14 protein-coding genes are annotated in these 12,862 nt (G+C 52.1%); 12 read left to right on the forward strand and 2 right to left on the reverse strand.

What is annotated here, in order from left to right:
- Positions 1–5 precede the first annotated feature (5 nt).
- The 5 genes from AGRI_RS09230 to AGRI_RS09250 all read left to right on the forward strand — a co-directional run bounded on the left by AGRI_RS09230 (position 6) and on the right by AGRI_RS09250 (position 4,043).
- Entirely contained in the window at positions 6–398 is a 393-nt protein-coding gene (locus AGRI_RS09230) for a RidA family protein (RefSeq protein WP_008984677.1), read from the forward strand.
- Positions 399–421: 23 nt separating this feature from the next.
- Positions 422–2,506: an ATP-dependent DNA helicase RecG gene (recG, locus tag AGRI_RS09235; RefSeq protein ID WP_008984678.1), complete on the forward strand. Its 2,085-nt coding sequence runs from the start codon at positions 422–424 to the stop codon at positions 2,504–2,506.
- A 125-nt stretch (positions 2,507–2,631) separates the two neighbouring features.
- Positions 2,632–3,426, forward strand: a complete 795-nt coding sequence (locus tag AGRI_RS09240) for a putative hydro-lyase (protein ID WP_008984679.1) — start codon at positions 2,632–2,634, stop codon at positions 3,424–3,426.
- 88 nt (positions 3,427–3,514) lie between these two features.
- Positions 3,515–3,763 carry a type II toxin-antitoxin system Phd/YefM family antitoxin gene (locus tag AGRI_RS09245; RefSeq protein ID WP_008984680.1) on the forward strand — a complete coding sequence of 83 codons (249 nt, stop codon included), beginning with the start codon at positions 3,515–3,517 and terminating at the stop codon, positions 3,761–3,763.
- Positions 3,753–4,043, forward strand: coding sequence for a type II toxin-antitoxin system RelE family toxin (locus AGRI_RS09250; protein WP_008984681.1), 291 nt, complete (start codon positions 3,753–3,755; stop codon positions 4,041–4,043). The genes AGRI_RS09245 and AGRI_RS09250 overlap by 11 nt, the downstream gene beginning before the upstream one ends.
- A 119-nt stretch (positions 4,044–4,162) precedes the next feature.
- Here AGRI_RS09250 and AGRI_RS09255 read toward each other — a convergent pair whose 3' ends face one another.
- Positions 4,163–5,176, reverse strand: coding sequence for a GGDEF domain-containing protein (locus AGRI_RS09255; protein WP_008984682.1), 1,014 nt, complete (start codon positions 5,174–5,176; stop codon positions 4,163–4,165).
- 254 nt (positions 5,177–5,430) lie between these two features.
- Here AGRI_RS09255 and AGRI_RS09260 point away from each other — a divergent pair, with 254 nt between their 5' ends.
- The 6 genes from AGRI_RS09260 to AGRI_RS16720 all read left to right on the forward strand — a co-directional run bounded on the left by AGRI_RS09260 (position 5,431) and on the right by AGRI_RS16720 (position 10,330).
- Entirely contained in the window at positions 5,431–6,177 is a 747-nt protein-coding gene (locus AGRI_RS09260; RefSeq protein ID WP_008984683.1) for a 5-oxoprolinase subunit PxpA, read from the forward strand.
- Positions 6,168–6,881: a 5-oxoprolinase subunit PxpB gene (gene pxpB / locus AGRI_RS09265; RefSeq protein WP_008984684.1), complete on the forward strand. Its 714-nt coding sequence runs from the start codon at positions 6,168–6,170 to the stop codon at positions 6,879–6,881. Before AGRI_RS09260 ends, pxpB begins: the two co-directional genes overlap by 10 nt.
- Positions 6,878–7,930: a 5-oxoprolinase subunit C family protein gene (locus tag AGRI_RS09270; protein ID WP_008984685.1), complete on the forward strand. Its 1,053-nt coding sequence runs from the start codon at positions 6,878–6,880 to the stop codon at positions 7,928–7,930. The genes pxpB and AGRI_RS09270 overlap by 4 nt, the downstream gene beginning before the upstream one ends.
- A complete protein-coding gene (locus AGRI_RS09275) occupies positions 7,927–8,835 on the forward strand; it encodes a glutamate cyclase domain-containing protein (protein WP_008984686.1) in 909 nt (302 codons plus the stop codon). The genes AGRI_RS09270 and AGRI_RS09275 overlap by 4 nt, the downstream gene beginning before the upstream one ends.
- 31 nt (positions 8,836–8,866) lie before the next feature.
- Positions 8,867–9,733, forward strand: coding sequence for an aminotransferase class IV (locus AGRI_RS09280; protein ID WP_008984687.1), 867 nt, complete (start codon positions 8,867–8,869; stop codon positions 9,731–9,733).
- A 147-nt stretch (positions 9,734–9,880) separates the two neighbouring features.
- A complete protein-coding gene (locus AGRI_RS16720; protein ID WP_272942276.1) occupies positions 9,881–10,330 on the forward strand; it encodes a pilin in 450 nt (149 codons plus the stop codon).
- 976 nt (positions 10,331–11,306) lie between these two features.
- Here AGRI_RS16720 and AGRI_RS09290 read toward each other — a convergent pair.
- On the reverse strand, positions 11,307–11,783 hold the full coding sequence (locus AGRI_RS09290; RefSeq protein ID WP_008984689.1) for a hypothetical protein: 477 nt from the start codon (positions 11,781–11,783) through the stop codon (positions 11,307–11,309).
- A gap of 255 nt (positions 11,784–12,038) precedes the next feature.
- On the opposite strand from AGRI_RS09290, the gene AGRI_RS09295 reads away from it, so the two are divergent.
- On the forward strand, positions 12,039–12,749 hold the full coding sequence (locus tag AGRI_RS09295; protein WP_008984690.1) for a PilZ domain-containing protein: 711 nt from the start codon (positions 12,039–12,041) through the stop codon (positions 12,747–12,749).
- Positions 12,750–12,862 lie beyond the last annotated feature (113 nt).

Consider the following 12,862-nt stretch of genomic DNA (forward strand, 5'->3'; position numbering starts at 1 on the left):
CGTTCATGTCAAAAGTGATTATCCGTACTGATGCCGCGCCAGCGGCCATCGGCACCTACAGCCAGGCGGTAAAAATTGGCACTACCGTGTATTTGTCCGGCCAGATCCCATTAGTGCCAGCTACGATGCAAATGGTGTCAGAAGATTTTGCCGAGCAAACCCATCAGGTGTTTAAAAACTTAAGCGCGGTGTGTGAAGCGGCCGGCGGCACTCTGAATAATATGGTAAAGGTAAATATCTTTTTAACTGACCTGAGCCAGTTCGCCACGGTGAATCAGATTATGAGCCAGTACTACCAGGAGCCATATCCGGCACGAGCTGCGGTACAAGTCAGTGCCCTACCCCGCGGTGCGCAAATTGAAATCGACGGCGTGATGGAAGTGCCGTCAACCTACTAACCTCTACCTACTTAGGCCAGGTTTTGAGCCAGACCCGTCTTGATAATATCGCCATTTCAGCCATTAAAGGCGTCGGCAGAAAAGTTGCTGAACGCCTGGCGAAACTGGCGATTTTTAGTATTCAGGACATCTTATTTCACCTGCCGCTGCGTTACGAAGATCGCACCCGCCTTTACCCTATTGCCGACTTAATGCCGCTGTTGCACGCCACAGTACAAGGCGAGGTACAAAGTAGCGAGGTGCATTTTGGTAAAAGACGCAGTTGGCTGGTTACCGTCAAGGATGGCAGCGGCAGCATTACGCTGCGGTTTTTTCATTTTTCGGCGGCACAAAAAAATGCCGTGGTAAAAGGTAGCCGCTTACGTTGCTTTGGCGAGGTCAAGCGCGGCCCGCGCGGCCTCGAGATGCTGCATCCGGAATACAAAGTATTACAGGATGAGGCCTTGGAGCTGCAAGTCGCCGAAACCCTGACGCCAATTTACCCGACCACCGAAGGCTTAAAACAAGCCACCTGGCGCAACCTGACCGATGCCGCCCTGACTTACCTGAAGCAATATGCGCCAACCGAATATTTACCGGCGGAGCTGATGCGCCAGCCCTGGTCGCTGGCCGAGGCACTGCATTATATTCACCGCCCACCGCCGGATGCGCAGCTTACGCTGTTAGAAGCAGGCAAGCACCCGGCGCAGCAACGGCTGATTTTAGAAGAGCTGATTGCGCAGCAGCTGAGTATGTATCAGCTACGTAGTCAGGGCCAGCAACAGCAGGCGGTGGCATTGCCTGCGCCGGCAAAATTACTCAACGACTTTTTAAGACAACTGCCGTTTCAGCCCACCGGCGCCCAACAGCGGGTGGTGGCAGAAATTCAGGCTGATCTGGCCAAACCGCTGCCAATGCTGCGCTTAGTGCAGGGCGATGTCGGCTCCGGTAAAACGCTGGTCGCGGCGCTGGCGGCGTTAACTGCTATCGGCAATGGCTATCAGGTGGCGTTAATGGCCCCCACCGAGCTTCTGGCCGAACAGCATGCGTTAAATTTTCAGCGCTGGTTTGCACCGCTCGGTATTCAGTTAGCCTGGCTGGGCGGTAAAAGCAAAGGTAAGGCGCGCGAACAGAGTCTGGCCGCGATCGGCGATGGCAACGCTCAAATGGTGGTGGGGACCCATGCGCTGTTTCAGCAACAGGTTGAATTTAAACAACTGGCGCTGGTGATTATCGATGAACAGCACCGCTTTGGCGTGCATCAGCGGCTGGCACTGCGTGAAAAAGGCGGCATTGCCGGCCATTATCCGCATCAGCTGGTGATGACGGCAACGCCGATCCCTCGCACCCTGGCAATGACTGCCTATGCCGATCTGGATACCTCGGTGATTGATGAATTACCGCCGGGCCGCACACCGGTGACTACCGTCGCCATTCCGGATAGCCGCCGCGACGAGGTGATTGCGCGGGTAAAGCAGGTGGTAACCGAACAACAACGGCAAGCATACTGGGTTTGCACCTTAATTGAAGAATCGGAAGCGCTGCAATGCCAGGCCGCTGAGGATACCGCGACCTTGCTACAACAAGCGCTGCCAGAGCTAAAAATTGGTCTGGTGCATGGCCGCTTAAAAAGCGCTGAAAAACAGCAAATTATGCAAAGCTTTAGCAGTGGTGAGCTGGATTTATTGGTCGCCACTACCGTGATTGAGGTGGGTGTCGATGTGCCCAACGCCAGTCTGATGATTATCGAAAACCCGGAGCGGCTGGGCCTGGCGCAGCTGCATCAGCTGCGCGGCCGGGTTGGCCGGGGTAGCGCCGTGTCGCATTGTGTGCTGTTATACCATGCACCGCTGTCGCGCACAGCACTGGCACGCTTGTCAGTGCTGCGCGAAAGTAACGACGGCTTTGTTATTGCACAGCGCGATTTGGAAATTCGCGGTCCCGGTGAGCTATTGGGCACCCGGCAAACCGGTTTAATGCAGTTTAAAATTGCTGACCTAACCCGCGATAGCGAGTTACTGCCACAAGCTCGGCAACTCGCAGCGATAATGTGGCAACAACACCGGCCCGCCAGCCTGCAACTGATTAAACGCTGGCTCGCCAACAAAGAAATTTACGGCCACGCCTAACTTATCCACACGTCTCCGGTACCGGTCTGACCAGTTTATCCACAGCACTCCGGTACAAAGCTAACACTGAACCGGAGTGTTGTGGATAAAAATGTGGCAGATCATGACGAACCAAGAGGTATGCTATGCAAGATCTTACTGCTCTGTCGCCCTATCAAATCCGCCAGCTGTGTCGCAGCGGTGAATTTGCCAGCAATACCTCGGGCCTGGCGCCGGGTTTTGTGCAGGCCAATATGGCGATTATCCCTGCCGCCTATGCCGCCGACTTCCTGCAGTTTTGTCACTTTAACCCCAAGCCCTGCCCGCTGCTGGGTATGGCGGCTCGTCCCGGTGCTGTTGCGCTGCCGGCACTGGCACAAGATTTAGATATTCGCACCGACTTACCGCGTTACCGCATTTTTCGCCATGGCGAACTGGTGGATGAAGTGACTGATCTGACTACCGTCTGGCGCGATGATCTGGTGACCTTTTTAATCGGCTGTTCTTTTTCATTTGAAGAAGCATTACTGGCTGATGGCCTGGAAATTCGCAATATAACCGAACAGGTCAATGTACCGATGTATCGCACTAACCTGGCCTGTCAGAGTGCCAGGGTGTTTAGCGGCAATATGGTGGTCAGTATGCGACCAATGAAACCAGCCGATGCGATCCGCGCCATTCAGATTTGCTCGCGCTTCCCGCAAGTACATGGCGCGCCGGTGCATTTTGGCGATCCGGCGGCTATCGGTATTCGAGATATCAATCAGCCTGATTATGGCGATGCGGTAACGATTAAACCCGGTGAAGTGCCGGTATTCTGGGCCTGTGGTGTCACACCGCAGGTGGCGATTGCCAATGCCAAGCTAGATTTTTGTATTAGCCATGCGCCCGGGCATATGCTGGTTACCGACTTAACCAACAGTAAACTGGCGGTGTTGTAAACCGGCTAAACTCGAGCCTGGCAACTTGTGATAGGCATGCTTAAACGCTAGAATGACCTAAATAGAGACTGCATTAAGGACCTAATAAATGACCTCTAGAATTTTAGCTGATGTAGCAGCAAGCATTACTGAATTAAAAGCCAACCCGATGAAAGTTGCGACAAGTGCATATGGTGCACCTGTCGCGGTTCTTAATCGAAACGAGCCTGCATTTTACTGTGTACCCGCTAAAGCATACGAAGACATAATGGATCGTCTCGAGGATCTCGAACTGCTTGCAATTGCAAGAGAACGGGAATCAGAAGAAAGCATCTCGGTTAACATCGATGACCTATAAACTTGATTTTAAAAAGAGCGCCTGGAAAGAATGGCAAAAACTTGGCTCGACATTACAGCAACAGTTTAAAAAGAAACTGGTTGAGCGCTTAGAAAACCCACACGTTCCCGCCTCCAAACTCTCTGGCGCTGAAAATATGTATAAAATCAAATTGCGCCAGTCAGGGTACCGCCTCGTTTACCAGGTAAAAGATGATGTCATTGTCGTAACGGTTTTAGCGGTAGGAAAACGAGAGCGAACTGATGTTTACCTTAGTGCAATAAAGCGATTGCATGACTGATTAATCACACCGAAACCGCAGCTGACCCACACCTTGAGAACATATGGATAAACTGTACCGGCTTGACTGGTCAGACCGGTACCGGAGACGTGTGGATAAGTCAGAGACGTGTGGATAAATCAGGCGCGCAGCGTTCTGCAGACGATGTGACCGCGACCGCTGTTTTTAGCCTGATACAGCGCCTTGTCGGCCAGTAACAGCAAATCATCGTTCGCGCCCTGCCCGGTCACAGCGATACCAATACTGATACCGTGTTTATCACCAAAAGGGCTGGCCTGATAACTTTGCTGAATGCGACTGGCAACGTCTTGCGCTTCCAGACGCTGACAGCCGGGCAACACCAGTAAAAATTCATCACCCCCTAAACGCGCGGCAAAGTCATAATCGCGGGTATGTTGCTGTAAAATTGCCCCCAACGCCTGCAAAGCTTCATCGCCCGCCTGATGCCCAAAGTTATCATTCAGTTGTTTAAAGTTATCAAAGTCCAGCGTAATCACCGCTATCTGCTTTTGATCGGTGTCGACTTCGGTGCAGCGCTGCCAGAAATCCGCAAAACCACGCCGGTTTAATAAGCCGGTTAAGGGGTCACGTTCGGCCAGGGCTTTTAACGAATCACGGTCCTGATAGGCAAGTTGTAAACGCTGGCGGGTAAACTGGAGCCGCTGCTGCAATTTAAATAAACGCTGCCATTGTGCCAAGGTCCAGGATACGGCTTCGGCAATCAGCTGCAGTTGTTCATGCTGCTCTGCACTAAGGTATTGCTCACGAGTACTGGCACCACACACAGTACCAATGATTTTCTCCTGATGCTGCACCGGCACGGCAAAAAAGGTATTCATGCCCAGGGCCGCACCAGCGCTTAGCGGATAATGCTGTTTAATCTCGTTGTCTTGCCAGTGTTCGTCATTAAACAGCAGCCGGCACATCGAGTCTTGCCAGTCGATTTCACTGCCCTCGACAATGCCAATTTCACCAGTTCCCACCACTACGGCCACTTGTTGGCGCGCCAAAACAGGATCGATATAGGTTACGAAAGCGGTTTCCAGCCCGGTGATTTTGCATACCAGTTGCATCAGCGGCATTAACGCCTGCTTTAAATCTTTTATTCTGCTATCAAACCGCGCATTGCTCATACTGCCTCTAAGCTCCTGCCGTAGCGTCTACCTATTAAAGCACAACTTGTTACTTACTGTTCAGATATTTTCAACAAAGGCAAAGTTCATGGAATACTTTATTCCGCTATGAAATGCATAAAGAATTTTTTATTAGAACAGCGCTACCAACCTCTGGACAAGGCGGGGCCAGTCGCGCAAACTAGCAGCAATCTGTGTTGCTGCCCTGAAGCCTGCTTTGGGTTTAGCACTCAAACGCCAGTAAGGAGAACCCCATGCCCGCCCGCTTATTACTCAACTGTGATCTCGGTGAAAGCTTCGGTAGCTGGACTATGGGGTTAGATGAGCAGGCCATGCCCCATATCGACCTGGCTAATATTGCTTGCGGTTTTCACGGCGGCGATCCTGATGTGATGGCGCGCACCCTTAAGCTGGCCAAACAACATCATGTTACCATCGGCGCCCATCCGTCTTACCCAGACTTACAGGGTTTTGGCCGGCGCAGTATGCAATGCTCCGCCAGCGAAATCATTAATCTTATTCACTATCAGGTCGCCGCGCTGGATGGCATGGCGCAAAACCAGGGCCTAGCGCTAAGCTACATTAAACCGCACGGCGCCCTGTATAACGATATGATGGCCAAAGCTGAGGTTTGGCAAGCGGTACTGCAAGCGGTTGCCAGTTACCATAAACCCCTGAAGCTGATGATTTTAGCCACCGCCAATTCCGCCGATTATCAGCAACAAGCGGCGGCTGCCGGGGTAAGCTTATTACTGGAAGCCTTTGCTGACCGCCGCTATACCGACGCCGGCAAACTGACACCACGCAGCCAACCCGGCGCGGTGCTGCACGGTGCCGAGGTGCTGACGCAGGTACGACAACTGCTGGAGCAGGGCACTGTTACCACCGACAGCGGTAAGGCGCTGCCACTGACTGCCGACACCCTCTGCGTGCATGGCGACAATATCGCAGCCATCACCCAGCTGACGGAAATCCGGGAGTTACTGCGCCAATGGCCATAACACAACCACAACTAAGGCTGGAGCTGGCCGGCGAAAACGCTTTTATCCTGTATCTGGAGCCGCAACAAATCAGCCCGGCTACGGCCGCTGCCGTACAGTATTACTGTTCGCTGCTAACGCCCCTGTTGGGGCAGCACCTCACTGAACTGCTGCCGTCTTATGCCTCGGTATTAGTGCAATTTAATCCGCTAACCCACAGCCACCTTAGCTTGCTACCCTTGCTAAACCAGGTGTTACAGGCGAAAGCCGCTAGTGCTGGCCAACTGGCGCAGCAAAGCAGCAAAATTGTCGAACTGCCGGTTTGGTACAGTGCGCAAAGCGGCGCGGATTTGCTTAGCGTTGCCAAAGCGAAAAACCTCACCCCCGATGAAGTAATACAACTGCACAGCAGCCAAAGCTACCAGGTGTATGCCATTGGTTTTGCGCCGGGTTTTGCCTACTTGGGTGAACTGCCGGCCGAACTGGCTATGCCGCGCCTTAGCAGCCCAAGAGCCAAAGTGCCGGCCGGTGCCGTCGCCATAGCCGATCGGCAAACCGCGGTCTATCCGGCGGCCTCACCGGGTGGCTGGCATTTACTCGGCTTGTGTCCGATCCGGATGTTTAATCCGCAGCAACAACCGGCGATGCCGGTCGCGGTCGGCGATCAGGTCCGCTTTATACCGGTTAGTGAGCGGGAGTTTCAGCTACTCGGAGGCGCCTTATGACTCAGCCAAACCACAGCGCCTGCCTGAAAATCATTAGTCCCGGCACCTTAAGCCTGTTACAGGATGCCGGCCGCTTTGGCATGACGGCCCTGGGCCTGACCCAGGGCGGCCCCTTGGATGTCCATAGTTTTGCCTGGGCTAATGCCTTAGTCGGTAACCCACTACACAGCACTGTTATTGAACACAGCATTGGCGGTTTAATCGTGCAGGCGACTGCCGACTGTACCGTCGCCGTTACCGGTGCCGTGCTGCCACTGCTGCTAAATGGTAAAGCCGTCGCCTGCTGGCAAGCCATTAGGTTAAAAGCCGGCGATGAACTGGAGCTGGGTTATATGACGCAGGGCTTGCGCGCTTATCTGGCCGTTAGCGGCGGTTTTGCGGTAGCATTGCAATTTGGTAGCAGCGCCACCGTAATGCGGGAAGGCGTAGGCGGCCTGCATCAGGACGGCAGCAAACTGGCAGCTGGCGATCAGATCCCGCTGGCCGGGCAAGCCATACTGCCTGCGCTAACCACACCGGATCCACAAGTACAACAATTTAGCCTGCCGCCACTTGCCAGCGCAGCAGCGCTTACCAAGGCAGAGCAAAAGCAATCCGGCGCCAGCACAGTGCTAAGCCTGCGCTTACTGGAAGGCTATCAGCACCATTTATTTAGCGCCGTTGAGCGCGCCCGTTTTTACCTTAACCCATATCAGGTAAGCACCAATTGTGATCGGATGGGCTATAAACTCAGTGGCAGTGCTATTAGTTGTAGTAGTCGCGCTTTATTGTCTGAGGGTATTAGTCTGGGTGCAGTACAAATTCCACCCGATGGCCAACCGATAGTGCTGCTCAATGATCGCCAAACCCTCGGTGGCTATCCGAAAATAGGCACTGTGCTGAGTCTGGACTGCTGGCGACTGGCACAAACGCCACCCGGCAGCCTGGTGCAATTTAGCCCGCTGGATAGTTATCAGGTGCATAATGCTCTGGCCCTCTATCGGGCCGGGTTTTCGCCTGCAGCCAAAGCAGCCCACCCGCAGCATGCCGCTACGCAGGAACCGTTATGACGCCATCCCAACCTACCGCACCCGCAAGTAAAGTGGCAGATTTTTTCGCCCTCAGCCGGCAAATTGAGCTGCTGCTTACCGCCCGTAACCTGCGAGGTATGCAGCAGGTACAGCAACAGCTACGCCCCGGCTATATATTGCGCGCGGCGCGGCTGTTTAACCTGCCGGCCGGCAGTACCCTGTTAATCGGCACCGGCTTTCCGGTGCTGGATACCTTTGAAACCGACGGCCCGGTGGGTGCCATTGCGCTGTACCAGGCAGCCCAGGCACTTAATTTAAACCCTTATCTGGTATGCGGCAAACCGCTGTTCTCGTTATTAGCGCAGCATTATCAATGTGCCGAGCTACCGGTAAATCAACTGCAGGGGCGGGTAGCGCAGGCCCGGCAACTACTGCAGCAACTCAAGCCGGCACTGGTGTTATCGATTGAGCGGCCGGGGCTGAGTGCAGCCGGTATTTATGTGAATATGCGCGGTGAAGATATCTCGGCGCGCTGCGCCAGCTTTGATGAGCTGCTGAATCAGGCGCCCTGCCCCACGCTGGCTATTGGCGATGGCGGTAACGAAATTGGCATGGGCAATGTGCAAGCGGCACTGGCCGGCTTAAATATTACCCCCAGCATTACCGAATGCGACGAATTAGTGGTAGCTGATGTGTCAAACTGGGCGGCCTGGGGTATTATTGCCATGCTAAGTGTGCTGCAGGGCCGCGATTTACTGGCCAACGCCAATTTACTGCCTTTGCTACAGTTTTTAACCGCTAATGGCTGTATCGATGGTGTAACACGGCAAAGCACCTTAACCGAAGATGGCCTGCCCTATCAGGCCGGCGAACAGTTAATTCAGCAATTACAGGCGCTGGTGCAACCTTATATTAGTGAGCCAGACAACGTGGCGCCTGACTAACAGCAGATCCAACATCCGACACGAGAGCCTTATGAGTACAGTATTTTTAAACGGCCAGTTTCTGCCGGCCAACGAAGCCCGCATCTCACCGATGGACCGTGGCTTTCTATTTGGTGATGGTATCTACGAAGTTATCCCCTCTTATCAGGGCCGCTTTGTTGGCTTTGGCCCGCATATCCGCCGCCTGCACGAAGGCTTGGCAGCGCTGAGCATTCAGCACGGCATGACTGAAGCACACTGGCGCGAGCTATGTGATCAACTGCTTGAGCTAAACCGCCCGGCACTGGGTGATAACCTGGCCGTCTATATTCAGGTTAGCCGCGGTGCCGATACCAAACGCAATCATGCCTTTCCCAGCGGTATTAGCCCGACTATTTTTGCTTATGCCTTTGCCATTGCCGCCGAGCCAGTGCCGGATAAAGCCAAAGTGCATACTTACTCGGTTATTACCGGTAACGACCTGCGCTGGCAGCGCTGCCATATTAAATCCACCTCGTTACTGGGCAATGTGCTGCACTATCAGCAAGGGGTTGAGCAGGGCGCGCAGGAAATACTGCTGTTTGATCGCGACGCCAACCTGACTGAAGGCGCGGCAGTAAATGTATTTGTGGTAAAAAACGGCGAAATTGCTACCCCGCCGCTAAGTAATAAGCTGCTGCCGGGCGTTACCCGCTTATTATTACTGGAAATTCTGCGCCAGCATTCGGATTTAAACGTGGTGGAGCGCGAGATTAGTTACGACCAAGTACTCTCTGCCGATGAAATCTGGCTGACCAGCTCCAGTAAAGAAATTGCGCCGGTACTCAGCGTGAATGGCCGGCCAGTGGGCAATGGGCAGGTAGGCGATATCTGGCTGGCTGCGCAGCAGCTATTTAGCCAGTATAAGTATCAGTCTTAATCACCAAGCAAATAGTACTTTATGGCTATACTTATTGCTGACAATAATCGTAACTAACGCAGGAAAAACCTGCGCTACAGCAATAAATTAGTAAATAACGTTAAAAGCCTTGAAAATTTGCTTGCGCTTTAACAAAAAGCATCCAGAATGGATATTAGCCTTCGCGGCTATTCAAACTCAGGAGATGATAAAATGAAACGTACACAACAGGGTTTTACCCTTATTGAATTAATGATTGTAGTTGCGATTATCGGTATTTTGGCTGCAGTGGCTATCCCAGCCTACAGAGAATATGTTGCGACTGCCTACGGTGGTCAAGCTATGAAAGGTGTTGCCGGATATGTGTCAAAAGCGCAAGCCTGCATTCAAACTGGTATTGCGTGTGACTCATTAAATACCGAAATTGGTGCTGATGGTAAAATTGCTTCAACACCTGCTACTATATTGCAAAATACCTCAGCTTCATTAGCTTACACTACTACAGGTTGCGTTATTACTGCAGCAATCACCGCTGACGGAGGCTTGAGTTACAGTATTGTAGCAGCAGCTGGTGGAGCTGCTACGGAAGCACAGTGCCGTAAAGGCGCAGGGTTGTAATCTCCCTAAGCATATAATTCAACCTGAACGTGTAAGTTCAAGTAGTAAACAAACCAGCCTAGCGCTGGTTTGTTCTCTTATTAAAAAGCAATGCTCTACTCTAAAACCTTCGATGGCAGATCTCGAAACAGGAACCTTCGGGGTCAGATACCGAAAACCTTCGGGGTCAGATACCGAAGAAGAACCTTCCAACCTTCGGGGTCAGATACTAACCTTCGGCAAACCTTCGGGGTCAGATACCGAATCAACAAGCCCGCCTCGTGCGGGTTTGTTTTTGCGAAAACCTTCGGGAAAACCTTCGGGGTCAGATACCCAAACCTTCCAAACCTTCGGGGTCAGATACCGAACCACAAGCCCGCCTCGTGCGGGTTTGTTTTTTAAGAACCTTCGAACCTTCGGGGTCAGATACCGAACCACAAGCCCGCCTCGTGCGGGTTTGTTTTCAACCTTCGGGGTCAGATACCGAACAACAAGCCCGCCTCGTGCGGGTTTGTTTTTTCTGGCGCGTTAAATTGGCTAACCCTACCGCTAATGCGGTGTGTTAATAGCTATCAGGCATAGTATAAGCAAGCGTGGTAAGGGGGCATAATACCGCTGGGACATAGGGTCAGGTCTTGCCTCTTGCCCCAACGACCAAACCGCGATACTGCGCTCTCCAACTCACGAACCAGCCTAGCGTTTTTGTGAGTTGGGGCTTAGGGTCATTTCATTAACACTAGCTGTGCCATTACAGCAGGCAGCCAGTGGCAAAGGCTAAAGGTAGATTACCTGACCAATGCGACTGATATGCTCGAGCAACCCGGATTCTGAATATCGCCTCGCGCAATAAAGCAAAGGCGCGCTGAAAGTTTTGAAAACGTTGCTGCCAGCGGATATCCTGCATCGTTATTTTTCGTTCAAACATTATCAGCAGAGTATAGCTGAGCCTTTGGGGTCAGCTCTAACCAGGGCCAGCTCCTGTGGGCTCCCCAGGTTATTATGGCTTAATATTAATACCCAAATCAGATAAATCATTATCGCGCCAGGGTTCGGGCAAACTCGACTGCGGACAATAATAACCTTGATAGAAAACGTCTGTATCGATTGGTTGGCTTAATACTGGCTGTTCGGCACTAACCCGGCTCAGTTTAAAACTTACTGCATCAATAATATGGTAGCGCACCAACCGCTGTTCAGCTTCGGAAGCTTGAAAGTCGGCACAGGATTCGGTAACTAAAAAGTCCCGGGCGTTAAGCTGCCGGATACTGAGAAACTGGCAAAAATCTCTGGCGCCACCTATGCCATTGGCTCGCAATAGCAATAGCGTCGCATTAGAGGCGTTAGCACAGGGCGTATCCGCAGCGACATAAAAACCCAGCCGTAACGGCAGCTGGTTTTTTGCCGGTGCTACCCCGCAGGCGGTTAATAGCGGCAGTAATATTAGCGCGGCGGTCAAACTAAGCAGGCTTTTCATAGCACAGACTGAGTTAAATAGTCGTGCTTAAGTATCGGCTAAGGTCAGGCATTTAGAAAGCGGCTGGGTCAGATCCCCAACACCAAACTCGGCTGAGTATTGGTATTCGCGGCCAGCTCAGGCTAAGTTTAACGGCTTGTTTAACCGCTTAATGGTAGCTAAGGCTATCATATTACTCGCAAATTATTCCGTTGACCTTTACCAGCAGATGTTTCATAGTACTTTAGATTTTATTTTTATAACCAAGGATGAGTTATGCCTGTTCCACCTTCTGGGTTGCTGTATGAAGAGAGCCCGGCGCCTAGTGGCGACAATAATGACTGGCTAAACTATATCAAGATCGGCCAGCGTTTTGATTTGGAGCTGTTAAGTCAGCGCAAAATTCGCTGTAGTTGCGAGTTGCTGGGCTTTAGGCCAGGTAAATATGTGTTACTGCGACTGGACGATGATGCGATCCCGGATAGTCAGCTACTCGTTGGCCTGCCATTAATCTGCCGCTTTCTGGTAGAAGATGCGTTGGGTGAATGCTTTGCCTTTCGTAGTGAATTACTGCATATCGTCCGCTTCCCCGATAAAATTATTATGGTTAATTTTCCACCACTGGTGCAGCGACGGGCGCTTCGTAACGAAAAACGCAATAGTATTTACCTGCCGGCCCGCTTGCGCTTGTCGATGGAGAAACTGGACAAACCGGTACAGGTAGATGGTCACCTGGTGGATATTTCTGCGAATGGCTGTCGCTTTTTATTTAAAACCCCGTACAAGCCTGATTTAATCCGGCTGGCGACGGTTTTAGTCCATATTGCACATGATGTTGCCGAGTTTAATGTCATGCTGCATGGCACTATCCGTAATGCCCGTATTGACGAATATGGCTTAACAGCGGGTATTCAATTTGCAACTCCAGAACCGGCATTAGCCCGTTTGGTTAATGCTGAACTACCGCAGCAAGAAGTTGAGCGTTAAGCTGCTATCTTTGTTTTAGCGTCTGTTGCGTCGCGATGAATATTAGCCATAAGCGGTGAAACTTAACTGGCGGTTTAAAGGCTGCCAGCTACACTTAACGAGACGCTAAAACC

Origin of the sequence: Alishewanella agri BL06, from assembly GCF_000272005.1 — a bacterium.
In the GTDB taxonomy this organism is placed as follows: domain Bacteria; phylum Pseudomonadota; class Gammaproteobacteria; order Enterobacterales; family Alteromonadaceae; genus Alishewanella; species Alishewanella agri.